This window comes from Staphylococcus sp. EG-SA-17 (assembly GCF_017151845.1).
In the GTDB taxonomy this organism is placed as follows: domain Bacteria; phylum Bacillota; class Bacilli; order Staphylococcales; family Staphylococcaceae; genus Staphylococcus; species Staphylococcus aureus.
In genome coordinates this window covers 1-25,840 of the sequence record NZ_JACVZO010000034.1, presented here as the reverse complement: position 1 = coordinate 25,840, position 25,840 = coordinate 1, and the positions used below count along the sequence as shown (strand labels likewise).

Below are 25,840 nucleotides of genomic sequence, written 5' to 3'. Positions count from 1 at the left end.
CAACAAAGTTCAACAAGAGCAATACAACTTTTGGAAAATATTGGTTTAGAAGATCGCTTGAATGTATATCCGCATCAGTTATCTGGCGGTGAAAAGCAACGTGTTGCGATTATGAGAGCATTTATGAATAATCCGAAAATCATTTTAGCAGATGAGCCCACAGCAAGTTTAGATGCCGATAGAGCAACAAAAGTTGTTGAGATGATACGTCAACAAATTAAAGAACAACAAATGATTGGTATTATGATTACACACGATCGAAGATTATTTGAATATGCTGATCGAGTGATTGAATTAGAAGATGGCAAAATAACTGATTAGTGGCTCGTAAAGACGCTAAATGTTAATGATTTAAGACATAGTAGTATAAAAGTTAGATAACAGAATACGATTTGGGTTTACAAAAAAGCACGTCACTATTATATAAAATGATGACGTGCTTTAGTTTATTTATTTTCAATATAACAATTGTCTAATCAAGGATTAACGCATATTTAAAGATAGTTTGACGCAATATTAGAAACAACCTATAATAATAGTTTATTTGTGGGTTAACTATTATAAATAAAAGCAGCGTATAGACATATAAACCAGCTACTTGAACAATATAACGTTAATAACAATCTATACTGATACATTACGCCTAGATAATCTTTAATGAGCACATGTAAGAAAAAGTGATATGGTGTATGACTTCCGACACCATCGATAGATAAACCTAATTTTTGGGCTAGTCGTAAGGCGCGTAATACATGAAACTGACTTGTTACACAAACAATTTTAACTGCTTCATGATACAAATTGTTGATGATTTGTTTAGAATATAAAAAGTTTGTGTATGTATTTATAGAGTGAGATTCCATTAGTATATCTGTTTTATCAACACCATGTGCAATCAAATAGCGTTGCATAGCTAAAGCTTCAGGAATTGGTTCGTCTGGTCCTTGTCCGCCAGATACAATAATCTTTGTTGCTGATACTTGTTGTTGATAGATATCAAGTGCACGGTCTAAACGCGCTGCAAGCATTGGTGTGACAAATTCGGTAAAAATACCAGCACCTAACACAATTATGATATCAACTTCTTTGTTGTATGATCTATGTCTATATGATACTGTCCAAACGAGATAACAAATAAAGGTTAGTAACAAGGAAAGGCATAATATAGCTAACCACATAGACAAACCTTTCACAATAGGTGACTGAATCGTACTTATAAATAGAAGTGCTGATGTGTAGAGTACAAATTTATATGAAAAAGATAATAATTTTTTAATAAATAAGCGACTAGAAGTATGAGAAAATAAATATCTATGTTTGAATAGCATGATAATACTGATTATTATAAATGTTATAAACATAGACCAAGGGAAAGTATAGGTCATGATGCTATAGATGAGTGACAAAAATATCGATATGACAACTAAGATGTAGCATGTTAAATTTAACGTCAGAGTATAGTTGAAAATTAACGGACAAATAACGATAAGTATAAATAATAATAATAAATTCAATAACATACTGACACCTCGCTTATAATAAATATTAAGTATAAATGTAGATGATTTAATTTATTAAAGCAAGGAGAACGTAGCAACATGTAAGTCTTAATTTGTTATATTATATATGGGTCAATATTTTTGTGTTTTTTAGATGTGCGATACAATGATTGCTGAGGATACTTTATAAAAATAGTAATTAGGGAGAAATAATTATGGTAAAACATTTACAAGACCATATTCAATTTTTAGAGCAGTTTATAAATAACGTTAACGCATTAACTGCAAAAATGTTGAAAGATTTACAAAATGAATATGAAATTTCATTAGAGCAGTCTAACGTATTAGGTATGTTAAATAAAGAACCTTTGACAATTAGTGAAATCACGCAAAGACAAGGTGTAAACAAGGCCGCAGTAAGCCGACGAATTAAAAAGTTAATCGATGCTAAATTAGTTAAGTTAGATAAACCAAATTTAAATATTGATCAACGTTTGAAATTCATAACCTTAACTGACAAAGGTAGAGCATATTTGAAAGAACGTAATGCGATTATGACAGATATTGCGCAAGATATTACTAATGATTTAAATTCTGAAGATATTGAAAATGTAAGGCAAGTATTAGAAGTCATCAATCATCGCATTAAAACATATAGCAATCATAAATAGGTTTTTGAAGGTGTTCAAATATAAGACTAAATATGTATGTATTGAACACCTTCTTTTTAGTTATAATTGAGAGAGTACTTTCATAAATAATGTAATAAGGTACAATTCTAAAGTAAAGTTAATCATTTCTTGAATTGTATTCTTGGGATAATATTTGTAAAATAATAATGGTAAAATAATGAAATAATTTTTGTGATATACATATAACAATTGAAGAGGAACAGAATTGAGGTGAAAGTATGAAATCTTGCCCGAAGTGCGGACAACAAGCACAAGATGATGTACAGATATGTACACAATGTGGACATAAATTTGATAGTCGTCAAGCATTATATAGAAAGTCAACCGATGAAGATATACAAACTAATAACATCAAGATGAGAAAAATGGTGCCTTGGGCAATTGGTTTTTTCATTTTAATCTTAATTATTATATTGTTCTTTTTACTAAGAAACTTCAATTCACCTGAAGCGCAAACTAAAATATTAGTGAATGCGATTGAGAATAATGATAAACAAAAAGTAGCAACATTATTAAGTACTAAAGATAATAAAGTAGATTCTGAAGAAGCGAAAGTATACATTAACTATATCAAAGATGAAGTTGGGCTTAAGCAATTTGTCAGCGACCTTAAAAATACGGTACATAAATTGAATAAGAGTAAGACCAGCGTAGCTTCTTATATTCAAACCAGATCTGGTCAAAATATATTACGTGTAAGTAAAAATGGCACTCGTTATATCTTTTTCGATAATATGAGCTTTACTGCACCTACCAAGCAACCAATTGTTAAACCGAAAGAAAAAACAAAATATGAGTTTAAATCTGGTGGTAAGAAAAAAATGGTTATAGCTGAAGCAAATAAAGTGACGCCAATAGGTAATTTTATACCGGGGACATATAGAATTCCAGCTATGAAATCAACTGAGAACGGTGATTTTGCAGGCCATTTAAAATTTGATTTTAGACAAAGTAATTCTGAAACGGTAGATGTTACTGAAGATTTTGAAGAAGCAAATATAACTGTAACTTTAAAAGGCGATACAAAATTAAATGATAGTTCTAAAAAAGTAACTATAAATGACCGTGAAATGGCATTTTCAAGTTCCAAAACGTATGGTCCATATCCACAAAATAAAGATATTACCATTTCAGCTTCTGGTAAAGCGAAAGATAAAACATTTACAACACAGACGAAGACGATTAAAGCTAGCGATTTAAAATACAATACAGAGATAACTTTGAATTTTGACAGTGAAGATATCGAAGACTATGTTGAAAAGAAAGAAAAAGAAGAAAACAGCTTGAAGAACAAATTGATAGAATTCTTTGCTGGATATTCTTTAGCGAATAATGCTGCGTTTAATCAGTCGGATTTTGATTTTGTATCGTCATATATAAAAAAAGGATCATCTTTTTATGATGATGTAAAGAAGCGTGTATCTAAAGGAAGTTTAATGATGATTAGTTCACCACAAATTATAGATGCCGAAAAACATGGTGATAAGATTACCGCAACCGTAAGATTAATAAATGAAAACGGTAAGCAAGTAGATAAAGAATATGAGCTTGAACAAGGTTCGCAAGACCGCTTGCAATTAATCAAGACATCAGAAAAATAGAGTGTAAAACTTAAATAAGATGCATGTGTCATGGAATACAAATAACATCCTTTCAAAGTATTTACAATTAGTGTGAATTACTTTGAAGGGATTGTTTTTGTGAAAAAATTTATGGAGTGCTGAGGTTTATATCATTTTATACCTTTTATAAGTTGTAATGATGTTTATGAAACTTGTGAGTAATGCTAATATGTAAAAGAGCATATTTAAATTTAGTTTCTGTTCGTGATAGTTATAAACTAATCATTATATAAAGGAGGAAATATAGTGAATGATTTAAAGCGTTTTAATAAGCGTTCACCGATATTTATTATTATTTTAGGATCTTTGACTGCCATTGGAGCATTATCAATAGATATGTTTTTGCCTGGATTACCAGATATTAGACATGATTTTCAAACAACGACGTCTAACGCACAATTAACATTATCGATGTTTATGATTGGTTTAGCGTTTGGTAATTTGTTTGCTGGTCCAATTTCAGATTCAAATGGACGCAGAAAACCGCTTATTATAGCTATGATTATTTTTACATTAGCAAGTTTAGGTATTGTTTTTGTACATAATATTTGGCTGATGATTGCATTAAGATTTCTTCAAGGAGTGACAGGTGGAGCAGCAGCAGTTATTTCAAGAGCTATAGCAAGTGATATGTATAGTGGTAATGAACTAACTAAGTTTATGGCATTATTGATGCTTGTTAATGGTATTGCACCAGTTGTTGCGCCAACAATAGGAGGCATAATTTTAAATTATTCTGTCTGGCGTATGGTCTTTGTCATTTTGACTATCTTTGGCTTCGTTATGGTCATAGGTTCTTTATTAAAAGTACCTGAATCATTAACAGTGACAAATCGTGAATCAAGTAGTGGATTAAAGACAATGTTTAAAAACTTCAAAATATTATTGAAGACGCCACGTTTTGTATTACCAATGCTCATTCAAGGTATGACATTTGTAATATTATTTACTTATATTTCTGCGTCTCCGTTTATTATTCAAAAAATTTATGGCATGACTGCAATACAATTTAGTTGGATGTTTGCAGGAATTGGTATTACGCTCATTATATCAAGTCAACTTACTGGCTACCTTGTTGATTTTATAGACTCACAAAAATTGATGAGAGTCATGACGATGATTCAGATTATCGGTGTAATTTTAGTGACGATTGTATTGCTTAATCATTGGAACTTTTGGATTTTAGCGATAGGATTTATCATTTTAATAGCACCAGTGACAGGTGTTGCGACACTTGGTTTTACAATAGCTATGGATGAAAGTAGTAGTGGTAGAGGGAGTTCATCAAGTTTATTAGGTTTAGTGCAGTTTTTATTTGGTGGTATTGCATCGCCATTAGTGGGGGTAAAAGGTGAAGATAATCCTATACCTTACATAATTATTATTATAGCTACAGCAGTTATATTAATTATTTTACAGATTTATAATATGAAGGTATTTAAAACAAATCGATGATAAACATAGTTTCTTCTATTATATTGAATTGAAAAATTAAAAAACAAAACTTGAGCTATTCATAGACCTATGAATTTAGCATCAAAAATAAAAATGCCGAGATTATTATGTGGAAATCTCGGCATTTTTATATTGATAGCACCGTTACATATGTACTATTATCTGTCCATTTGGTTTAACTTTATCTAGTTGTTTTATAGCATTTCTTTATTAGAATGAAACCGTATTATTGGTTTTGAAGTTTAATCGTATTAGCCAATAAAATGTCAGCAACTTCTTCAGGTGATTCATTACAACCATTCGAAAGCCAATTAATAAACACCCCAGCTTGACCGCCTATGATATATGTAACATAAAGCTGTTTATTGGTTACTGTAGTACTATAGTCATTCATAATTTGTTGATAGTAATCTCTCGCTAAATTTATATAGTCTATGAATAATGTTTTCATTGGATAGGTAACTAAAATGTCTTTGAAAAACTGCTCATTGCGCTTGATATACTTAGCAATAATAATGAAGAATTTATAAAGTTTAAGCTTATCTTGTTTAATATTTTCGAAATTATGATGTAGCGCACTTAGAAGAAATTGGAATTTTTCTTTATGCTTTGAGTTGATGGTATCCAATAAATCAAATTTATCTTTGTAATAATCATAAAAAGTAGAACGATTAATATTACAATACGCGCAAATCATTTTAGTGGATATTTCTTGAAAAGGATATTCAGCCATCAAATCAACAAGTGCGTTTTGAATTTCTATTTTGGCTTGTCGTTTCATATTGTTACACCTTTGTGAAATTTAACCAACACTCTTATAAAAATTGTTGGTGTTTTTTTAGTTATCATGTCTCTATAATAAATAAAGTGAATTTTAAAAGCAAATAGGAGGAAATGTTTCATGAAAAAGATGATATTAATTAATGTCATTACGGTTGTTGTACTGCTAGCAATTGGGATTGCTGGTTTTTATTTCTGGAATAAAACAACAAGTTATATCACAACTGATAATGCTAAAGTAAATGGCGATCAAATTAAAATAGCAAGTCCAGCTTCTGGGCAAATCAAATCACTAAACGTTAAGCAAGGTGACAAACTTGATAAAGGTGATAAAGTAGCAACAGTTACTGTTCAAGGTCAAGATGGCGAAACTAAAGATATGGAACTTAAAATGCCACAAAAAGGTACAATTGCTAAATTAGATGGCATGGAAGGTTCTATGGTACAAGCAGGCAATCCAATTGCTTATGCTTACAATTTAGATGATTTATATGTAACTGCAAATATTGACGAAAAAGATATTAAAGATGTTGAAGTTGGTAAAGATGTTGATGTGACTATTGACGGTCAAAAAGCTTCTGTTAAAGGTAAAGTTGATAGTATTGGAAAAGCTACTGCTGCAAGCTTTTCATTAATGCCATCATCAAATAGTGATGGTAACTATACTAAAGTATCTCAAGTTATACCTGTTAAAATTACGTTAGATTCAGAACCGTCTAAACAAGTTGTTCCTGGAATGAACGCTGAAGTAAAAATTCATAAAAATTAAGGGGGTCATTAAATGACTACGACCTTCATTATTAGCTACATTGTTTTAGCGCTCATTATTGTTGGGGTTATCAATTTATTGTTAATAAGATCAAGAAGAAAAGCAAAACGCCAACAAAAGGAACAACATTTTGCGACACGTCAATCAAATCAATCTAAATTTAAAGCAAGTGATTTAGACAGAACAACTGATCAATCGTCACAACATACGGCGCGTGAAGAGGCACGTATTGACAATCAAGATAATCAGAATCAAGTTAGTCTAAACAAACAGACAGAGGGATCTGAACAAAATCAAGCATCATTCACTGATAATAATGAATCTGATGAAGAAGTATATGCTGCTAAAAATCCTAAATCAGAAGAATATAAAGTAAATGAAAAAATAAAAAAAGAACATAAAAACTTTATTTTTGGTGAAGGTGTTTCACGCGGTAAAATATTAGCGGCATTATTATTCGGTATGTTTATTGCGATTTTAAACCAAACATTATTAAATGTTGCTTTGCCAAAAATTAATACGGAATTTAATATTTCTGCGTCAACAGGACAATGGTTGATGACGGGATTCATGTTAGTAAACGGTATTTTAATACCAATTACGGCGTATCTATTTAATAAATATTCATATCGAAAATTATTTTTAGTTGCGTTAGTACTCTTTACAATTGGTTCATTAATATGTGCGATTTCAATGAATTTCCCAATCATGATGGTTGGACGTGTATTACAAGCCATTGGTGCAGGTGTACTAATGCCATTAGGTTCAATTGTTATTATTACAATTTATCCACCTGAAAAACGTGGTGCTGCCATGGGTACAATGGGTATCGCAATGATTTTAGCACCTGCAATCGGTCCAACATTATCAGGTTATATTGTACAAAATTACCATTGGAATGTGATGTTTTACGGTATGTTCATTATCGGAATTATTGCAATCTTAGTAGGTTTTGTATGGTTTAAGTTATATCAATATACTACAAACCCTAAAGCTGATATCCCAGGTATCATTTTTAGCACGATTGGTTTCGGTGCTTTGTTATACGGCTTTTCAGAAGCGGGGAACAAAGGCTGGGGTTCTGTTGAGATAGAAACAATGTTTGCGATTGGTATTATCTTTATTATTCTATTTGTAATAAGAGAATTAAGAATGAAAGCGCCAATGTTGAATTTAGAAGTATTGAAATTTCCAACATTTACATTAACAACAGTAATTAATATGGTTGTAATGATGAGTTTGTATGGTGGTATGATTTTATTACCAATGTACTTACAAAATTTACGTGGTTTCTCAGCATTAGATTCCGGATTGTTATTATTACCTGGTTCTCTAATTATGGGTCTACTAGGACCATTTGCTGGTAAGTTGTTAGACACGATTGGTTTAAAACCTTTAGCCATTTTTGGTATTGCTGTCATGACTTACGCAACGTGGGAATTAACTAAATTGAATATGGATACGCCATATATGACAATCATGGGCATCTATGTTCTACGTTCATTTGGTATGGCATTTATTATGATGCCAATGGTAACAGCAGCTATTAATGCGTTGCCCGGACGACTTGCCTCCCATGGTAATGCCTTCTTAAATACGATGCGTCAACTAGCTGGTTCTATAGGAACAGCAATCTTGGTTACTGTAATGACAACACAAACTACACAACATTTATCAGCTTTTGGGGAAGAGTTAGATAAAACGAATCCTGTTGTACAAGATCATATGCGTGAATTAGCATCGCAATATGGTGGTCAAGAAGGCGCAATGAAAGTGTTATTACAATTTGTAAATAAACTATCAACAGTTGAAGGAATTAATGATGCATTTATAGTTGCAACGATATTTAGCGTCATCGCCTTGATTTTATGTTTATTTTTACAAAGCAACAAAAAAGCCAAAGCTACGGCTCAAAAGATAGATGCAGATAATAGTATCAATCATGAATAAATAAAATAAATTAATTGAAGTGTGACTAATCAAAAATTATGTTGTGGGGACATGATTTTTAAAGTATCGGTGCCAATATATGGTTATCGATACTTTTTTTATTTGTTGATTTGTAGAATGTTAGAGGAATTATATTAAAATTTGGCATTGACGTAGTAGGTCATTAATAAAGAAAAAGCAGGAAGTGGGTCAACGAAATGAATTTTGTGAAAATAACATTTCTGTCCCAATCCCTACTGTATATCATTATTTTAAACGAGGCATGCGATTACGGAAGAATAAGCTTATAACAAGTAAACCGATGCTACAGCCCAGTAAAATGATGCCGTTATGAATAGCGTCAGCTTCTGTTATCACTTGATCTGGTGGTACATTTACATAATATTTTTTAAAAACATCTGCAATTTCTTGTGCGAGTGCTTTAATAATATAACTGAAATACAATGTAATGACTAACATAATTGTTAACACTAAAATATTTACTACTTTTAGAACTGTGCGATTAAATACAATTGTCAGTATTGTTATGACTAGGCTAACGATACATAAAATAAAGAAACCGTTAAAGACTAAAATTAAGCGATCGATTCCTTGTTGTAAATCATTGATATTACCCAAATTAATATTTAATTGATGCATTTTTCCAATTGTCTCGTTAAAATTTTTAATGCCATCAAAATCTACAGATTCTTTGGTGAAGACAATATTAAAAATAGGTTGTTTCCACATGCTGTATCCAGCGATTGCGGTTAATATAACAACTATGATTTGAATAATCATGCTTACCAATGAACGTTTTTTCTTACCATATCGCTTACCACGATGAATATTCGGTTGTTGAAATGTCTCATCAAATGGTTCTAATCGTTGATTTGGATTTGTCATGCAAGGCACCTCCGTATAAAGTTCTTTTCTTTACTTATCAATATGTCTAGTTGTCTGTTATAATGATGAAAAATCACTGTTCAATTGTAGTCTTAAATTTGAAAGTGAAAAAGAAAATATCTTCTATATTATATACTTTTTTTGGCGAAGAATGTAGGGGATAGACAATCATTGGATACATAAAATATATAAAGGTAGGTTAAGACATTGATTAGAAACCGTGTTATGAATAGCGTTGTCAATAAATATTTGCTTCACAATCGCTCGATTATGTTTAAAAATGATCAAGATGTTGAAAGATTTTTTTATAAAAGAAAAATTGAAAATAGAAAAAAACATAAGCAGCCTTCAACATTAAATGTTAAAGCAAATTTAGAAAAGTTATCATTAGATGATATGCAAGTCTTTCGCTTTAATTTCAGACATCAAATTGATAAGAAAATTTTATATATTCACGGTGGATTCAATGCACTACAACCATCACCGTTCCATTGGAGATTGTTGGATAAAATCACTTTAAGTACATTATATGAGGTTGTACTGCCTATCTATCCAAAGACACCAGAGTTTCATATTGACGATACTTTCCAAGCGATACAACGTGTTTATGATCAATTAGTATCTGAAGTAGGACATCAAAATGTCGTAGTCATGGGTGATGGTTCAGGTGGTGCACTGGCATTATCCTTTGTACAATCTCTTTTAGATAATCAACAGCCATTACCGAATAAATTGTATTTAATCTCACCAATTTTAGATGCAACACTATCTAATAAAGATATTTCGGACGCCTTAATCGAACAAGATGCGGTTCTAAGTCAGTTTGGTGTCAATGAGATTATGAAAAAATGGGCGAATGGCCTACCATTAACAGATAAGCGCATATCGCCAATTAATGGCACAATAGAAGGATTGCCACCAGTTTATATGTTTGGTGGTGGACGTGAAATGACACATCCTGATATGAAGCTATTTGAACAAATGATGTTGCAACATCATCAATACATTGAGTTTTATGATTATCCTAAGATGGTACATGATTTTCCAATTTATCCAATTAGACAATCACATAAAGCTATTAAACAAATTGCCAAATCGATAGATGAGGATGTAACACAAAATAACTAATAACATACAATTGATCCAGTTACGATTTCATGCAAGATGATATTTGACATGAAAACGTAATTGGTTTTTTTTTGAAAATATAGCAAGGGTTATATAGACTAATTGTTAATGAGCTTCTGAGTGAAAATCACCAATAAGTGTATTGATATGTGTGATGATAAAGTATTGCCCTTTAATTTGATAAAATTGATCTAAAAAATTATCGAATTGACGTGGAATATCACTAAGTTCTGCAAAGTTAGCTGTTTTATCATAATTGCGATGAGCAACCTCATTTTGAAATTTATCATAATGTTCTAGGAAATGTTGATCTTCAAGCTGCTGTTCCACAATAGTCATAATATTATCGATGGCTTGCTTTTGTCCTTGAACATAAGCCATATGCACGCCACGCTTAAGTAGCTGATTTGCTGGTCCGTTAATGTATAACCCTTTTTGTGCATTTAATTCTGTTAATTCAAACTTAACATCATCTAATAAATCTAGTAATTCGATATGAATCTTTTGTTGTAATGCATCTGTCATTTTAATGCTCCTTTGTGTGGAATTGCTATTTTATGCCCTAATTGTTCAGGCCAAGTGATAGTTGGTTGATTTTTATAATAGTGTGCTATTTGTGTTGAAAATGATTCAGGAAAAGCATCAGAACGACGTGTGTGCTGATTAATTCCCATCATCATAACTTCATTTGTTGATGCTAGTGTACCATCTTCTTTAGTTAATGTTAAAAATAAATGCAGCCGCTTATAATCGTAATCATAAATATATAAAGTAACAGTAAATACATCGCCAAGAGACAATTCTGAGAGGTATGTCGTATGTTCTTCTAGTGTAAATAGCGTATATGCTAAATTTTCGCGTTCTTTTAAAGAAAGACCGTGGCTGTAATTAAAACGATTCACGACGTCACTAAAAATGATATTATAATTTGCATCATGCATATGATTGTTATGGTCAATGAATTCAGATGTTACGGTTTGAGTATGTGTAAAAAGTTGTTTGATAATAACCATCTCCTTAGTGACTATCATACTAAAATAAATTAAGACATACACGTTATTTAATTCATGATAAAATAATAGAGAATTCGTTATTTAGGGGGAGTATCGATGGCTTTAACGATACGGTATCAAACTACATATGAACCGTTTAAAGTAGTTGATGATATCAAAGAGATACCAAAAGATGCGACTATTGTTTGGTATGATTTTGATGAACCGAATGAACAAGAAAATGAATGGTTTAAAGCACATTTTAATTTTAATGATTTAGAAGTGGATGATGCAATTAACGGTATGCCACGAGCTAAATATAAATCTTATAAAGATTATCAATACTTAGTATTTCATAGTATTATGGGGTCAAACTATTCACCAATAGCACTAAATATTTTTATACAAGACAATGTATTAGTAACATATCATCATCAAACGTTGGAATCATTAAATAAAGTAGTCTATAAGTATATGAATACATTAGATGCAGAATTAGATTGTGCAGATGTCGTCATATTAATTTTAGATATGATGGTTGATAAATATTTCAACTTTGTATATGCACTTGAAGATAGTGTTTATCATTTTGAAGACCGCCATGTAGATGATCGCTTTAATAAAATGGTCATGGATAGTGTCTTTAAGTTACGTTCGGATTTGATTAAAGTAAAACGTGTACTGTTTCCTATGCAAGAGCTAATTGATACAATGAAACAAAATGGTGATTTGATTATAGATAATAAACATTCGCTATACATTCAACATATCGATGACCACTTGATTAAGCAACGTAATATCATTCGCACTGCTCAAGAAATGACAAACGAAATACGAGAAAATTTTGAGTCATACACGTCATTTAGAATGAATAGTATTATGCAAGTACTGACATTAGTATCAGTTATATTTTCACCGTTAACATTCATAGCTGGGATTTATGGTATGAACTTTGTAAATATGCCGGCATTACATTTACATTATGGATATTATATTTGCTTAGCTGTAATGTTTGTTATAGCTGTCGTATTAATCATCTTTTTCAGACGTAAAAAATGGTTTTAAATTAGAAATGACGAAAAGGTAGGTTTAATCATGAGTGATTTTCAAAGAGAACAGAGAAAAAATGAACATGTTGAAATAGCAATGGCTCAATCTGACGCAATGCATTCAGATTTTGATAAGATGCGTTTTGTGCATCATTCTATCCCATCAATTAATGTAAATGATATCGATTTGACATCACAGACGCCTGACTTAACGATGGCATATCCGGTTTATATTAATGCAATGACGGGTGGTAGCGAGTGGACGAAAAACATCAATGAAAAGCTAGCTGTAGTTGCAAGAGAAGCTGGCTTAGCGATGGCAGTTGGATCAACACATGCAGCATTGAGAAATCCACGCATGGCTGAGACGTTTACGATTGCGCGAAAAATGAATCCTGAAGGCATGATTTTTAGCAATGTTGGTGCGGACGTACCAGTAGAAAAGGCTTTGGAAGCAGTTGAATTACTTGAGGCACAAGCGTTACAAATCCATGTTAATTCTCCTCAAGAATTAGTTATGCCTGAAGGGAATCGTGAATTTGTGACTTGGTTAGATAATATAGCGTCGATTGTATCACGAGTGTCTGTTCCAGTCATTATAAAAGAAGTTGGATTTGGTATGAGCAAAGAATTAATGCATGACTTACAACAAATAGGCGTCAAGTATGTCGATGTTAGTGGCAAAGGTGGTACTAACTTTGTAGATATTGAAAATGAACGTCGTGCAAATAAAGATATGGATTACTTATCATCATGGGGACAGTCTACAGTTGAGTCATTACTTGAAACAACGGCTTATCAAAGCGAAATTTCAGTTTTCGCGAGTGGTGGTTTACGTACACCACTCGATGCAATTAAAAGTTTAGCACTTGGTGCAAAGGCAACTGGTATGTCACGTCCGTTTTTAAATCAAGTTGAAAATAATGGCATTGCACATACAGTAGCTTATGTAGAATCATTTATTGAACACATGAAATCAATAATGACGATGTTAGATGCTAAAAATATTGACGACTTAACACAAAAACAAATCGTATTTAGTCCGGAAATATTGTCATGGATAGAACAACGTAACTTGAATATACATCGAGGATAAATAAAAGAGGAGGCGAAGGCCTCCTCTTTTATTTATGAGTTTGGTGTTTAACTAAACCATTGAATGAATCCCATAATGACTATAACACCAATTAAATCGATTAAGAATGCACCAACAATAGGTACAACTAAATATGCTTTAGGTGAGTTTCCATATTTTTTAGTAATAACATCTAAATTTGCCATGGCATTTGGCGTTGCACCAAGCCCATGCCCGATAAAACCACCTACCATTACTGCAGCATCATAATCTTTTCCTAAACCTCTAAATAAAATTAAAACAGCAAATAAAATCATAACGACAACTTGAACTAAAACGATAATAATAAGAGGTATAGCAAGTTTATAAATTTCGATTAATTGAATGCTCATTAGCGCAAGAGATAAGAAAATACCTAATGCGACATCACCAATTTGATTAGTAATTTTTAAATCTACAATATTAAAATTAAAACTTTCAGAGATATTTCGGACAATAACAGCTACAAATAATGAGCCAACGTAAATTGGAACATTAATCCCTGTTTGAGATGTAAACAAATGACTGAAATAACTTCCAACTGCCATACAGAATACAACGATTGTAAATTGAATGAAGAATACTTCAGTGGCATTAAATTTACTATGTAAATGTTCGTTATATGCTACTTGGCTATAATCTTTAAATGTATCGTCACTATGTTGAGGCTTTAAGTTATAACGTTTGATTAAAAATTTTACAACAGGACCACCGATAAGCCCTCCAAATACAAGACCTAAAGTTGCAGCTGCAAGAGCCGCTGTCAGTGCTGAGTCAATGCCTAAATCTTGAATTGTCTTACCATAAGCAGCAGCATTACCATGACCGCCTTCCATAGACATGGAACCTGCTGTTAATCCTAACAAAGGTTTAATATTTAATACTTTTGCTAGTGATACACCAACTATGTTTTGAATGACTGAAATGATAGCACAAAACATAAAGTATAATAGCAAGACTTTGCCACCTAATTTAAATAATTTCAATGATGCACCAAGACCGATTGTCGTAAAGAATGCTAACATGAAGAAATCTTGAATGAATGAAGCATCTAATTTAATCTTAACCATGCCAAATGAATCCAAAGTCGCAACTAAAATAGCAAAGATTAAGCCGCCAATCACAGGTGCTGGTATACAAATGCGTTTTAAAAAATTAACGTGATTAACGATAGCTTTACCAAGTAAGTAAAGTATACAGGCTAAACATAATGTTGTAATTGCATTAAGTTCTATCATTTTCAAATCCCCCTTGTTGAATATCCCTCTCCCTAAATAAGCTTTTATATGTAAGCGTTATAAAAGGGCACTTTTAACATTATACATGCAACAAATCAATATTTCTAGTTTATGAAAATAATATCAATAATATTAATGCATCTAAATTTAATAATTATAAATAATTCTATTGTTATATTTTATAATTAAGAACAAGTTCAAAAAGAGGAGATGAATCAAAAAATATGATGGACAAAAAGAAAAACAATCAACCCATCCGCATGTTGACGGTACGATTGATTGACTTATAAGGAGATAGATTTCATTTTCATGATAGTAATCAATGAAAGATGGCATTTATTTCCAAGTATCTTCGGGAAACATACAATCTGATTTACGCATGCGAGACACAAATGGATTACCTTTCACTGTGTAACGTAAAGATTTATGTGTCCAATCACCTTTATTTGGAATACCGATTCGTGGACTAGCAATAATATCTTTAGGATATTTACGATTCTTAGTATCAATAGACAATCTACAGTCATTTAACGTAGCGCCATCGATAGCCCGTGGAATGTTAAATGCCTTAGTCCATTTTCCTGGGCCATTCGTTACCTCGTAGCCTTTCTTACCTCTGTTACGGAACATAGCGGATAAACCTTCTTCTGGTTCAATTGCGCGGATAAGTACGCCTTCAGGTATACCTTCAGATCTTGTTACAAAATTAATGAGTAAATGCGTATGCATGACATGTGCATAAATTGTACCACCACGTTTATATAATGACGTAACTTTAGGTGTTATTTTACCGCCATAGCCATGAGCCGCACGATCATTCAAACCTAAGTATGCTTCCGTTTCCACGATGTAGCCTGTATACGTTTGAGTGGTATCCTGATAAATCACTTTGACACCTAATAAGTTTTTAGCAATTTGTCTTGTATCATTATTAACGAAATCCATAATATTCTCCTTGCAATTATATGATTAATTTAAATAAAAATGAAAAAGATATTTTTATTGTGGTAAATGTTTGATAAAATAGTATTGTTAAGAATTATAAAAATGTAAAGTATATACTTTGTTATGGAATATTTTATTTGCAGAGATTAAGTCTCTTTTGAACGCGAACATTGCAGTGTGACATATTTTTAGTATAGTTAACGAAGCGTTGACTTTCAAATGAGTCTCCATATAGATGCGTACTTGTAGCGGGTTTTCATTTAACTAGTGATGAAATATAAAGTTCATTTTCCAAAGTGAATGACGATTGAAATGAAGTGGCTTGATAATGAATCTTGTAAATTATAACGGTAATAATAATTAAAAATATAAATATGATTAACGAAAGGGAGATTACAATGGAACAATTACCTCAAGTAGGTTTTATGAAATCATTCGTATTATTTTGGAAAAATTATGTTAATTTTAAGGGGAGATCAAGACGTAGTGAATATTGGTATATGATGTTGTGGCATTTAATATTTATGGTTCCAGCTGTGTGTGTGCTAATAATAAGCCTATTTCTATTCTTTATTTCTATAGCGGCAGATAACGAAACATTAATAGTTATGAGTATATTGATGATTATCCTTACATCTGTGTATACTTTTGTCTATAGTTTGGCAACGTTTATTCCAAATTTAGCGTTGTGCGTTCGAAGATTTCACGATATATCAAGAACAATGTTATTTCCAATGATTATGACAGCATTCAGTATTATATTTTATATAGTATTACAGATTATCGATAGTTATTATGACAGTGATTTTACCTTAATGCCGATGGGTCTTAATATTTTGTTAGTATTTCTTTATTTTGTTTATTTAAGCCTAACAATTGTTATGATAGTATTCCTATGCTTTGATAGTAAGCCGGCAAATAAATATGGCGAAAGCCCAAAATACCCATCTTCAATTAAAAATCAACCAGTGACATCTGAAACACCGAAAACACCGGGAGAAACAGATAATCAATTGTAATGATATAAATATCTCGGCACAATGATGCTGGGATATTTTTTTACCAATAAGGCAATAAAGGCATGGAAAAAAGCATATCCAACACTAATCATACTTAACATGCAAAGATGGTACTATTTAAATTTTTCGATTTCAGAAATTTTAAAAATAAATTCACTTTAAAAATATTGCATTTATAGAGAATAGAAATGTTATATTAAGATAAATACATATTGTTTTAGGAGGCGAAGTATGGGACTTGTAATTGAACATGTTACGAAACGTTTTGGCAAGATGACGGCAGTAAATGATATTTCATTAGAGTTAGAATCAGGCAAAATGTTAGGTTTTCTAGGAAGAAATGGTGCAGGTAAAACAACGACATTTCGTATGATTTTAGGCTTAAGTGAACCAACTGAAGGACACATTACGTATAACGGTAAAAAACTAGATAAAACAATGTACAATCGTATTGGTTATTTACCGGAAGAACGCGGTTTACATGGGAAATTGACAGTTGAAGAAGAATTGAAATATTTGGCAACTTTAAAGGGAATGTCAAAAACAGAAATACAACAGCAAATATCGTATTGGCTTGAGCGTTTTGATATTACTGAAAACCGCAAAAAACGAATTGATAGTCTATCAAAAGGGAATCAACAAAAAATTCAGCTGTTAGCAAGTATGTTACATAAACCAGAATTACTAATATTAGATGAGCCTTTCAGTGGTCTAGACCCAGTTAATGTTGAGTTATTAAAAGAAGCTGTTAAAGACTTAAATGATTGGGGCAGTACAATCGTTTATAGTTCTCACCGTATGGAGCATGTTGAAGAATTATGTGATGATGTTTGTATTTTAGATAAAGGTCAACTTGTTGTTTCTGGTGATATCAATCATGTACGTGCATCTAATGGTAACAAGAAAGTTGTCATTGAATCAGAAACAACACTACCAGATTTAACAAACATTAGAGGCATCATTCATAGTGAAAACATGAAGCAAGGTCTTCAGTTGACGATTGAGAATGAAGACGTAGCCAAAGATATTTATCAAGTTGTGGCACATCAAGGTTATGTTAAACGATTCCAAGTTGTAGAACCATCATTACAAGATATATTCATTGAGAAGGTTGGTGGCAAGGATGCATAAGTTTTGGGCGACATTTACTTTGACATATATCAAAAAAATTAAAGCTAAATCATTTGTAATTTTTATGATTATTATTGCTGCCTTAATGATTGGCCTATCTAACATTGATAAGATTATTAACATGTTTGATGATGGTCCAGATAAAATTGGTGTAGCAGCACCGAATGAACAAATCTATAAGGTTTTCAAGCAACAGGCGAATACATTTCATAGTGATGCTAAGTTTACTAAAGTTTCTATAGAAGATGCTGAAAAAGAAGTAAAAAAACATAAACTTGATAAAGCTTATATTATCAAGGTGAATCAAAATCGCACGTTACAAGGGACAATCATTAGTGAGAAGCGAGTAAGTCATGAAGATTCACAAAAAGTACAAGCACTGCTTACAGCTATTCAAACAAATATGGTAGCCGGAGAATTAAATATCAACAAAGAAGACTTACAAAAATTACAAGCACAAAGTAAAGTTGATAATAAGGTGATTTCTAATGATGAAGTCGATAAAGTATCAGAAGGACAAAAGATTTTCAACTATGCTTTAGCTTACGGCATTATCTTTCTAATGTTCTTTATTGTTTTAAATTATGCATCTCAAATAGCTATGGAAATTGCTAGTGAGAAAACATCGCGTGTCATTGAAATGATTATTACAAGTATTTCACCAATCCAACATATTTTTGCTAAAATTTTAGGCGTTATAGCAGTTGCCGTGACTCAGATTATTTTAATTGTATTGATGGCAGTTATATGCATTTTTGCCTTTGACTTAAAAGACTTGCTACAAGGTTTTAACGTGGAAATGAATCAATTGTCTTGGCAAATTATTATTGTCGGAATTATTAGTAGTATTGTTGGAATTATGGCGTATGTATTACTTGCAGCCATTCTCGGATCATTAACATCTAGAATAGAAGATTTAAATCAATCTTTGATGCCACTGACATTACTTGGTATGATTGCATTTTATATCGCGATATTCACGATAAATAATCCTGATGGGCAACTTGCTTTAATCACAAGTTATATTCCGTTTTTAGCGCCATTTCAATTAGTTGTACGCGCTCAAACTTCAGGGCTTCAAATACATGAGGTCATCTTAAGTTCATTAATCTCAATTGTAATGGTAGCTGTCTTGATATGGATTGCAATTAAAACATATAAAGATTCAGTACTTACATTTGAACGTGGCTTATTTAATTCAATGAAACGTGTATTTAAAAAATAAAATTGATGAGAGTGACACACATTTATCATATAAAATGATGATGAAAGCGTGTTACTCTTATTTTTTTATATTTAGCTATAGAATAATGTCTAAAAAAGTGTACAATATGAATGTGAAAACGAACTTTTTAAAATGGGAATGTGAAGTAAGAAGAAATGTAAACAAATGATATGTAGCCGATAGATTATTGGTAGCAAATGTGTGATGGAGTGATTTCATGTTATATCCGATTTTTATATTTATATTAGCTGGCTTATGTGAAATAGGTGGGGGATACCTGATTTGGCTGTGGCTTAGGGAAGGACAGTCTTCACTTGTTGGGCTAATAGGCGGTGCGATACTCATGTTATATGGTGTCATTGCGACATTTCAATCATTTCCATCATTCGGAAGAGTATATGCAGCATATGGTGGCGTATTTATCATCATGAGTTTGATTTTTGCGATGGTCGTAGATAAACAAATGCCAGATAAATATGATGTTATCGGTGCAATCATTTGTATTGTAGGTGTTTTAGTAATGTTGCTACCCAGCAGAGCTTGAACACTTGTGGTTAGAAGGGAGAAGTAAAAATGATAGTTGAAGTTGAGCACCAAAGACAAGGTGTAGATTTAATCAAAATTGATAATGATGAAACTAAAATTATTTTTACGAATTATGGAGCAAGAGTAGTGTCTTGGAAATATCATGATAATAATATTGTTCTTGGAAATGTTGTTGAAGCGGATGAATTTTATCATAGTAATCCTTTTAAATTTGGTGCTTCTATAGGAAGATATAGCGGTAGAATTGATAATGCTAAATTTAAGTTGAAAGGTAAAGAATATCAGTTAGAAAAAAACAACGGCGAACATCATTTACATGGTGGATGTCATGGTTTGGACAATAAGTTATTTGATTATGAAATTAGAAATGAAATTGCTCAAATTAAAGTGATATTTAAGACGGTGTTGAAATCAGCTGATGATCATTTCCCGGGTGATATCGATGTGACGATTACACATATTTATGATGCGGATCACCAATGGTCGATTGAATACGAAGCAGTTGCATCAGAAGACACATTGTTTAGTCCTACGAATCATGTGTACTTCAATTTGAATCGAGATAATAATGTCGTTGATAATCATCGCATTTCAAGTAATCAATTAGATATGTATGTATTAGATGAGCGAAATATTGTTACAGGTGATATTCTAGATTTACATGAAGTGTTTGAAGATAACAAGATAAAATTGAGTGATATTTTTACATCACAACATGCGCAATTAAGCCAACAAATGATACGTTTTGGTGGTCTCGATCACCCATTTACAGTTGGTGAACATAAAATGTATGTTGAAAATCATGAATTTATGTTAGAGGTCGATACAGATATGCCTCATGTTGTATTCTTTACTTTTAATCAGCCTGATGAGTGGGATAGTCCATTTAATATTTATAAACCACATTCTGGCTTTACATTAGAAACACAATTTTTACCAAATGATATTAATTTATATGGTGACAAAGCACCGTCAATTTTAAAAGCTGGTGAAGTGTTCAATTCGAAAACAAGTTTCCGTATCGAAGAAAAAGTAGAAAATGATTAAAAGTATCGGCATTTATATAATATATATGTTGTTTGGCGGAATTTTGAATAGGTTATCAAGAATCGAATCAAATGAAGTGACATCATTAATATACAGTTTGAAATAAAAAAATATATAACATAAAAAAGGAATCAATAGCATCAGTAGTTATAGATAAGACTATTATACAAACGATGTGTAAGTTGATTCCTTTTGTTTTGAAAAGTTCATTTAACACTTATAATGAAAGGTAATTATTTCAATGTTCTGTTATACATTTTTTGAAGTTTATCGCGTCTTGTTGGTGAAAGAAATGGATTGTTTAGTGCATATCGTAACAGATCTTGATTTTGTCTATCATTATAATAAAGGTCATTAAGCTGTTGTACAGATAAACGATGTTCGATTGGTGCTTCTTGTATTAAGTAAAGCTGATCATTTGGAGATACATAGCCTTGTTTTAATACCCGGAAATAGAAACCTGTTTTACCAGATGTAGACATGCGCTTCACTAAATCAGGAATATTATATTTTGCTTGAATTTTCCAGCATGGTTCTCTAATTTCAGAAACCTCAATTAACGCATCACCTAAACGATATTGATTACCAAAGTAAACATCAGATTCGTCTAAATAATCAAATGTTAAATTCTCTCCAAACATCGCATGAGTAGGTAGTGAGGGTAAATCATCTTGATACAGTGCATAGTTGTGTTTACTAAACCCACAAACTGCTTTATGTGGCCCACCATGATCTTTATAAGCCTGTTCATCACCAGTGAAACCAGTTGAAGATAACCATGTTGTTTGCGAAATCTTAGTTTTATCTAAAGCAGAGCGCATCGGTCTTTTCGAGCTATAAGGCAAATCTTGGATTTTTCCTGTCGAAATCGCGTGAATTGATATCATATCATTCTCCTTAACGAGTATTATTTAAAATATATTGTACTATAAAACATTTTTAGAATTGTAAATTCTGATTGATATGTTTAAAAAAATGTTAGAAATAAGGGTATGTTAATTTATAAGAGTCATGTAAAATATGAATTGAATAGATTACATAAATATGGGAGGCTACCTTCATGAAAGATGTCAAAGCACTCAAGTTAATGACATTAAATGATGTTTTAAGTCAAATCAATGGTGACATGACGCTGGGAATTGGTACAGGAAGTACAATGGAATTACTCTTACCTCAAATGGCGCAACTAATTAAAGAACGTGGTTACAATATTACAGGTGTATGCACTTCTAATAAAATTGCATTTTTAGCAAAAGAATTAGGTATTAAAATATGTGAAATCAATGATGTTGATCATATCGACTTAGCAATTGATGGTGCTGATGAAGTAGATCCATCTTTAAATATAATTAAAGGTGGCGGTGGTGCGCTGTTCAGAGAGAAAGTTATAGATGAAATGGCATCGCGTTTTGTTGTGGTTGTTGATGAAACGAAAATGGTTCAATACTTAGGTGAGATGTTTAAGTTACCAGTAGAGGTGGATAAATTTAACTGGTATCACATATTACGTAAAATTGAATCATACGCTGATATAAAAGTAGAACGCCGTGTAAACGAAGATGTCGCATTTATAACTGATAATGGCAATTATATTTTAGATTGTAAGTTACCAAAAGGAATTGACCCATATAAGTTCCATGAGTATTTAATTCATCTGACAGGTGTGTTTGAGACAGGATACTTCTTAGATATGGCAGATCAAGTTATTGTAGGCACTCAAGAGGGTGTTAAAATTTTAGAAAAATAATATATAGTATAGAAAAGCGCTTGCTAGCATCATCTTTTTAAGAGGTACTAGCAAGCGCTTTGTTATTATTTGTTTTTATCTGAAGATTGTTCTTCAGTTTTTTCGATATGTTTTTCTGCATCGATTACAACTGATGAACGTCTGTCTTCTTTATAAGTCGCAGGTTCTTTTAATGATTGTTTTTCATCTTCATTTGAATCGTTTGTTAAATCGTCACTTTGTGGTGCATGTTTAACTGGTTCTGCTGATTCTACTGACTCCGAAGTGATGTCATGATCTTCATCATGATTAGATTCAGTTTGATTATCTATGTGATGTTGAGCTTCTGTTTTTTCAGTACCTTCATGAATGCTTGGTTCGTCAGCCACTGTATTTTCAGTATCATTTTTAGCAATACCGACCGTTGATGCAGTAGCTACACCTGTTTTTTCAGCATTTTTAATATTTGAAGAAGATTTTTCAGCCTCAGTATGATTAGTTTCTTTATCGTCATTGACATGGTCTAAATAATTATTAGGCTCAAGTTCTTCAAGGTTTCGTCTTGTTGTTAAATATGCAATACCTCGGATAATTAAGCTTAAACCAATGTATCCTACTGCAACGATTGCTGTTGAAATGGCGATGACTTTGATTGAAAATAGATCGCCGATTTCTTCGCTAAACAAGAAAATAAGTCCGAATGTCATTGAAGCATGAAATGTCGTTGCAATATAAATTGTACGTCCTTTAGTCGCTCTAATTAATTCACCAAGGATCATAGAGAATGAGAATGTATAAAGGAAGTTATAAGCAGCAAATTCTGTACCATAAGTTGTATTTGCTGAGAAAACTGAATACATCAAACCAACAACAATACTTGCAAAGAACGTGTTCATTTTCGTTTCAACAATATTTTGTAAGTATGAACGGAATCCGAATTCTACTACGAACGCCATTAGAATATGTCCAATCAGAATGTGTGTAATAGGTACTGATAAGCCTGTTGATTGTAATAAAATAAAGCTATCTGCAAATGTATTAAAGCTGTACATACCAATAATTAGAATAACTAAAGGTAAAATTAAAGCTAGCAATAGACGTTCAATTACTTTCAGGCTGATTGAGAATTTTAAACCTGCAAGTTGGACCTTTTTATATTTGAAAACGAGTATACAAATGATTGCAGCAATTAATGGTGCTAGATCTGTAACTTCAAATATAAAGTGTTTGACACCAATTATAGACTGGAAATCTCTGAGCATAATGGATAACGCCATTGTAATGACAAAGAAGACGAAAATCGTCATTGCCCATTGAAAACCAGAAATTTTATTGTTCTTCATTATATGTAACCTCCATTAGGTAACAAGCAAAATATCTTTTAGTAACAATTATACATATTACAAGCCGAGAGATAAATTGTCTATGTCAATATTAATGAAAATGTAATAGTCTTGACGTATTTTATTAACATAAATCAGCTAAGTATTCGTTATTACATAGAAAATAGGGGTAAAAGTAATGTAGATAAGTATTTTTAAGATACGGATTTAACTATGAATTGAATTCAAAATTTCCTATACGTTATACTTTAATTGTTAATAAGCCACATAAATAAGAGGGGGAAATGCTGTGTACAAGCAAGGTGAACCAAATTTATGGACTGGAAGGTTAGATAGTGAAACAGACCCGAAAAAATTTAGACATTTTCAAACAGTAACATTTGAAGATTTGTCTAAGCTGGAAAAGAGTAGTATGCCATCAGGGGTCGGTATATTAGGCTATGCTGTTGACAAAGGTGTTGCTTTAAACAAGGGGCGCATTGGTGCAAAAGAAGGACCAGATGCGATTAAACAAGCATTTGCAGGTTTGCCGGATTTGAATCAATGTGAAACTTTAGTCGATTACGGAAATGTTTATCATGATCATGAGGAATTAATTGATACTCAAAAAGAATTTGCTATGCTTGCAGCGAAGTCAATTGCTAATCATAGACAAACATTTTTATTAGGTGGTGGACATGATATTGCGTATGCTCAATATTTAGCAACACGTAAAGTCTATCCAACACAATCTATTGGTGTGATAAATATTGATGCGCATTTTGATACACGTGCTGAACAACAATCTACATCTGGAACGAGCTTTAGACAAATTTTGGAAGAAGATGAAAACACAGATTATTTAGTGCTTGGTATTGCTCAAGGTGGTAATACGCAAAGTTTATTTGATTATGCTAAAGAGAAAAAGATTGATTATGTCTTTGCAGATGAATTATTGAGTCACGTATCACCAACAATTAAAGATATGATTGAACGTTTTGTACATGAACATGATGTCATTATGTTTACGATTTGTATGGATGTCATTGATAGTGCGTTTGCACCTGGGGTAAGTGCGCCGGCAGTGTTAGGTTTGTATCCACATACTGTTCTTGAATTGGCAAAACGTATTATTCCAAGTGATAAGGTGTCTTCAGTTAGTATTGCTGAGATGAATCCAACATATGACGCTGACAATAGAACTGCGAAGCTCGTTGCTAATTTAGTGCATCATTTTTTAAAATAATTAAAAATATTTATATGTGACGAAATTTGCATTGCAGGGCAGAATGTGAGTATTTCGTAATAGAAGTTATATTAACGTTGATATATTTGAAAAATAATTGCAGTAAGAAGACTCTTAAGTTGTAGTCATCTTACTGCTTATTTATGTTCGTTGGTCTGAATGTAATGATTTATACATGGAAATCATAAAATTGGTTGTGAAGTTGTTTTACAGTTGACTACGCAACTGCATAAGAGGCTCTAATAACTTAAGTTAAAGTCAAAAGGTATACAGTTGACTACGCAACTGCATAAGAGGCACTAATAACTTAAGTTAAAGGCAAAAGGTATACAGTTGACTGAGCAACTGCATAAGAGGCACTAATAACTTAAGTTAAAGGCAAAAGGTATACAGTTGACTGCGCAACTGCATAAGAGGCTCTAATAACTTAAGTTAAAGTCAAAAGGTATACAGTTGACTG

General features: G+C 31.9%; 26 protein-coding genes and 1 pseudogene. 18 read left to right on the top strand and 9 right to left on the bottom strand.

From position 1 onward, the window contains the following. Positions 1-321, top strand: a 321-nt coding sequence (locus tag IDG65_RS12485) for an ATP-binding cassette domain-containing protein (protein WP_206174121.1), incomplete at its 5' end; no start/stop codon positions are given. Positions 322-551: 230 nt separating this feature from the next. Here the strand turns inward: IDG65_RS12485 and IDG65_RS12480 are convergent. Next, the gene (locus tag IDG65_RS12480) at positions 552-1,520 is read right to left on the bottom strand and encodes a YdcF family protein (protein WP_001670176.1); all 969 of its coding nucleotides are present in this window, start codon (positions 1,518-1,520) and stop codon (positions 552-554) included. Between the two features lie 194 nt (positions 1,521-1,714). Here IDG65_RS12480 and IDG65_RS12475 point away from each other — a divergent pair, with 194 nt between their 5' ends. The 4 genes and pseudogenes from IDG65_RS12475 to IDG65_RS12460 all read left to right on the top strand — a co-directional run bounded on the left by IDG65_RS12475 (position 1,715) and on the right by IDG65_RS12460 (position 5,268). Continuing rightward, positions 1,715-2,170: a MarR family transcriptional regulator TcaR gene (locus IDG65_RS12475; RefSeq protein ID WP_000238542.1), complete on the top strand. Its 456-nt coding sequence runs from the start codon at positions 1,715-1,717 to the stop codon at positions 2,168-2,170. A gap of 239 nt (positions 2,171-2,409) precedes the next feature. Beyond that, entirely contained in the window at positions 2,410-3,792 is a 1,383-nt protein-coding gene (gene tcaA, locus IDG65_RS12470) for a glycopeptide resistance protein TcaA (RefSeq protein ID WP_000833804.1), read from the top strand. Between the two features lie 30 nt (positions 3,793-3,822). After that, a pseudogene (locus tag IDG65_RS12465) lies at positions 3,823-3,950 on the top strand (hypothetical protein). 109 nt (positions 3,951-4,059) lie between these two features. After that, positions 4,060-5,268 (top strand): putative multidrug effflux MFS transporter TcaB, encoded by a 1,209-nt coding sequence (locus IDG65_RS12460; RefSeq protein WP_000998862.1) that lies wholly within the window; start codon positions 4,060-4,062, stop codon positions 5,266-5,268. Positions 5,269-5,494: 226 nt separating this feature from the next. Here IDG65_RS12460 and IDG65_RS12455 read toward each other — a convergent pair whose 3' ends face one another. Further along, a complete protein-coding gene (locus IDG65_RS12455; protein WP_000828573.1) occupies positions 5,495-6,049 on the bottom strand; it encodes a TetR/AcrR family transcriptional regulator in 555 nt (184 codons plus the stop codon). A gap of 120 nt (positions 6,050-6,169) precedes the next feature. Here IDG65_RS12455 and IDG65_RS12450 point away from each other — a divergent pair, with 120 nt between their 5' ends. After that, positions 6,170-6,817, top strand: a complete 648-nt coding sequence (locus tag IDG65_RS12450) for an HlyD family secretion protein (protein WP_000738244.1) — start codon at positions 6,170-6,172, stop codon at positions 6,815-6,817. A gap of 12 nt (positions 6,818-6,829) precedes the next feature. After that, complete coding sequence (locus IDG65_RS12445; protein ID WP_000213903.1) at positions 6,830-8,767, top strand: DHA2 family efflux MFS transporter permease subunit; 1,938 nt, start codon at positions 6,830-6,832, stop codon at positions 8,765-8,767. A 246-nt stretch (positions 8,768-9,013) separates the two neighbouring features. Here IDG65_RS12445 and IDG65_RS12440 read toward each other — a convergent pair whose 3' ends face one another. Then, complete coding sequence (locus IDG65_RS12440) at positions 9,014-9,652, bottom strand: hypothetical protein (RefSeq protein ID WP_000184228.1); 639 nt, start codon at positions 9,650-9,652, stop codon at positions 9,014-9,016. 207 nt (positions 9,653-9,859) lie between these two features. Between IDG65_RS12440 and IDG65_RS12435 the strand changes: the two genes are divergently transcribed. Beyond that, entirely contained in the window at positions 9,860-10,780 is a 921-nt protein-coding gene (locus tag IDG65_RS12435; protein WP_000620873.1) for an alpha/beta hydrolase fold domain-containing protein, read from the top strand. Positions 10,781-10,885: 105 nt separating this feature from the next. On the opposite strand, the gene IDG65_RS12430 is transcribed toward IDG65_RS12435, so the two are convergent. Together IDG65_RS12430 and IDG65_RS12425 are read right to left on the bottom strand one after the other, a co-directional pair. Then, positions 10,886-11,305, bottom strand: a complete 420-nt coding sequence (locus IDG65_RS12430) for a hypothetical protein (RefSeq protein WP_000128656.1) — start codon at positions 11,303-11,305, stop codon at positions 10,886-10,888. After that, complete coding sequence (locus IDG65_RS12425) at positions 11,302-11,793, bottom strand: thioesterase family protein (protein WP_000234727.1); 492 nt, start codon at positions 11,791-11,793, stop codon at positions 11,302-11,304. The genes IDG65_RS12430 and IDG65_RS12425 overlap by 4 nt, the downstream gene beginning before the upstream one ends. Before the next feature lie 96 nt (positions 11,794-11,889). Between IDG65_RS12425 and corA the strand changes: the two genes are divergently transcribed. Both corA and fni read left to right on the top strand, forming a co-directional pair. Further along, positions 11,890-12,837: a magnesium/cobalt transporter CorA gene (gene corA, locus IDG65_RS12420; RefSeq protein WP_001229248.1), complete on the top strand. Its 948-nt coding sequence runs from the start codon at positions 11,890-11,892 to the stop codon at positions 12,835-12,837. A 30-nt stretch (positions 12,838-12,867) separates the two neighbouring features. Next, entirely contained in the window at positions 12,868-13,917 is a 1,050-nt protein-coding gene (fni, locus tag IDG65_RS12415; RefSeq protein ID WP_052997656.1) for a type 2 isopentenyl-diphosphate Delta-isomerase, read from the top strand. A gap of 47 nt (positions 13,918-13,964) precedes the next feature. On the opposite strand, the gene gltS is transcribed toward fni, so the two are convergent. After that, positions 13,965-15,173, bottom strand: coding sequence for a sodium/glutamate symporter (gene gltS / locus IDG65_RS12410; protein ID WP_000571589.1), 1,209 nt, complete (start codon positions 15,171-15,173; stop codon positions 13,965-13,967). Positions 15,174-15,509: 336 nt separating this feature from the next. After that, positions 15,510-16,118, bottom strand: coding sequence for a DNA-3-methyladenine glycosylase (locus IDG65_RS12405; protein ID WP_000348303.1), 609 nt, complete (start codon positions 16,116-16,118; stop codon positions 15,510-15,512). Between the two features lie 398 nt (positions 16,119-16,516). Here IDG65_RS12405 and IDG65_RS12400 point away from each other — a divergent pair, with 398 nt between their 5' ends. The 6 genes from IDG65_RS12400 (at position 16,517) to IDG65_RS12375 (ending at position 21,086) form a co-directional block, all read left to right on the top strand. Then, entirely contained in the window at positions 16,517-17,137 is a 621-nt protein-coding gene (locus IDG65_RS12400; RefSeq protein ID WP_000436830.1) for a DUF805 domain-containing protein, read from the top strand. Positions 17,138-17,368: 231 nt separating this feature from the next. Beyond that, on the top strand, positions 17,369-18,268 hold the full coding sequence (locus IDG65_RS12395) for an ABC transporter ATP-binding protein (RefSeq protein WP_000524830.1): 900 nt from the start codon (positions 17,369-17,371) through the stop codon (positions 18,266-18,268). Further along, a complete protein-coding gene (locus IDG65_RS12390; protein ID WP_000548701.1) occupies positions 18,261-19,493 on the top strand; it encodes an ABC transporter permease in 1,233 nt (410 codons plus the stop codon). The genes IDG65_RS12395 and IDG65_RS12390 overlap by 8 nt, the downstream gene beginning before the upstream one ends. Continuing rightward, positions 19,477-19,662 carry a hypothetical protein gene (locus IDG65_RS12385; protein WP_001789152.1) on the top strand — a complete coding sequence of 62 codons (186 nt, stop codon included), beginning with the start codon at positions 19,477-19,479 and terminating at the stop codon, positions 19,660-19,662. Before IDG65_RS12390 ends, IDG65_RS12385 begins: the two co-directional genes overlap by 17 nt. Before the next feature lie 48 nt (positions 19,663-19,710). Next, a complete protein-coding gene (locus tag IDG65_RS12380; protein WP_000966695.1) occupies positions 19,711-20,037 on the top strand; it encodes a YnfA family protein in 327 nt (108 codons plus the stop codon). 29 nt (positions 20,038-20,066) lie between these two features. Continuing rightward, positions 20,067-21,086 (top strand): aldose epimerase family protein, encoded by a 1,020-nt coding sequence (locus tag IDG65_RS12375; protein WP_000634681.1) that lies wholly within the window; start codon positions 20,067-20,069, stop codon positions 21,084-21,086. 233 nt (positions 21,087-21,319) lie between these two features. Here IDG65_RS12375 and IDG65_RS12370 read toward each other — a convergent pair whose 3' ends face one another. Next, positions 21,320-21,973: an MOSC domain-containing protein gene (locus tag IDG65_RS12370; protein WP_000623444.1), complete on the bottom strand. Its 654-nt coding sequence runs from the start codon at positions 21,971-21,973 to the stop codon at positions 21,320-21,322. A gap of 173 nt (positions 21,974-22,146) precedes the next feature. Between IDG65_RS12370 and IDG65_RS12365 the strand changes: the two genes are divergently transcribed. Then, positions 22,147-22,833: a ribose 5-phosphate isomerase A gene (locus IDG65_RS12365; protein WP_000655866.1), complete on the top strand. Its 687-nt coding sequence runs from the start codon at positions 22,147-22,149 to the stop codon at positions 22,831-22,833. Positions 22,834-22,898: 65 nt separating this feature from the next. Here the strand turns inward: IDG65_RS12365 and lyrA are convergent, their stop codons facing one another. Next, a complete protein-coding gene (lyrA, locus tag IDG65_RS12360; RefSeq protein ID WP_000794457.1) occupies positions 22,899-24,155 on the bottom strand; it encodes a lysostaphin resistance protein LyrA in 1,257 nt (418 codons plus the stop codon). Positions 24,156-24,444: 289 nt separating this feature from the next. Here lyrA and hutG point away from each other — a divergent pair, with 289 nt between their 5' ends. Further along, positions 24,445-25,380, top strand: a complete 936-nt coding sequence (gene hutG / locus IDG65_RS12355) for a formimidoylglutamase (protein WP_000277968.1) — start codon at positions 24,445-24,447, stop codon at positions 25,378-25,380. Positions 25,381-25,840 lie beyond the last annotated feature (460 nt).

Bases quoted from the DNA above. Each gene is read 5' to 3' on its own strand.
- IDG65_RS12480 (WP_001670176.1), bottom strand. From the start codon at position 1,520: ATGTTATTGAATTTATTATTATTATTTATACTTATCGTTATTTGTCCG.
- IDG65_RS12475 (WP_000238542.1), top strand. From the start codon at position 1,715: ATGGTAAAACATTTACAAGACCATATTCAATTTTTAGAGCAGTTTATA.
- tcaA (WP_000833804.1), top strand. From the start codon at position 2,410: ATGAAATCTTGCCCGAAGTGCGGACAACAAGCACAAGATGATGTACAG.
- IDG65_RS12455 (WP_000828573.1), bottom strand. From the start codon at position 6,049: ATGAAACGACAAGCCAAAATAGAAATTCAAAACGCACTTGTTGATTTG.
- IDG65_RS12450 (WP_000738244.1), top strand. From the start codon at position 6,170: ATGAAAAAGATGATATTAATTAATGTCATTACGGTTGTTGTACTGCTA.
- IDG65_RS12445 (WP_000213903.1), top strand. From the start codon at position 6,830: ATGACTACGACCTTCATTATTAGCTACATTGTTTTAGCGCTCATTATT.
- IDG65_RS12440 (WP_000184228.1), bottom strand. From the start codon at position 9,652: ATGACAAATCCAAATCAACGATTAGAACCATTTGATGAGACATTTCAA.
- IDG65_RS12430 (WP_000128656.1), bottom strand. From the start codon at position 11,305: ATGACAGATGCATTACAACAAAAGATTCATATCGAATTACTAGATTTA.
- IDG65_RS12425 (WP_000234727.1), bottom strand. From the start codon at position 11,793: ATGGTTATTATCAAACAACTTTTTACACATACTCAAACCGTAACATCT.
- corA (WP_001229248.1), top strand. From the start codon at position 11,890: ATGGCTTTAACGATACGGTATCAAACTACATATGAACCGTTTAAAGTA.
- fni (WP_052997656.1), top strand. From the start codon at position 12,868: ATGAGTGATTTTCAAAGAGAACAGAGAAAAAATGAACATGTTGAAATA.
- gltS (WP_000571589.1), bottom strand. From the start codon at position 15,173: ATGATAGAACTTAATGCAATTACAACATTATGTTTAGCCTGTATACTT.
- IDG65_RS12405 (WP_000348303.1), bottom strand. From the start codon at position 16,118: ATGGATTTCGTTAATAATGATACAAGACAAATTGCTAAAAACTTATTA.
- IDG65_RS12400 (WP_000436830.1), top strand. From the start codon at position 16,517: ATGGAACAATTACCTCAAGTAGGTTTTATGAAATCATTCGTATTATTT.
- IDG65_RS12395 (WP_000524830.1), top strand. From the start codon at position 17,369: ATGGGACTTGTAATTGAACATGTTACGAAACGTTTTGGCAAGATGACG.
- IDG65_RS12390 (WP_000548701.1), top strand. From the start codon at position 18,261: ATGCATAAGTTTTGGGCGACATTTACTTTGACATATATCAAAAAAATT.
- IDG65_RS12380 (WP_000966695.1), top strand. From the start codon at position 19,711: ATGTTATATCCGATTTTTATATTTATATTAGCTGGCTTATGTGAAATA.
- IDG65_RS12375 (WP_000634681.1), top strand. From the start codon at position 20,067: ATGATAGTTGAAGTTGAGCACCAAAGACAAGGTGTAGATTTAATCAAA.
- IDG65_RS12370 (WP_000623444.1), bottom strand. From the start codon at position 21,973: ATGATATCAATTCACGCGATTTCGACAGGAAAAATCCAAGATTTGCCT.
- IDG65_RS12365 (WP_000655866.1), top strand. From the start codon at position 22,147: ATGAAAGATGTCAAAGCACTCAAGTTAATGACATTAAATGATGTTTTA.
- lyrA (WP_000794457.1), bottom strand. From the start codon at position 24,155: ATGAAGAACAATAAAATTTCTGGTTTTCAATGGGCAATGACGATTTTC.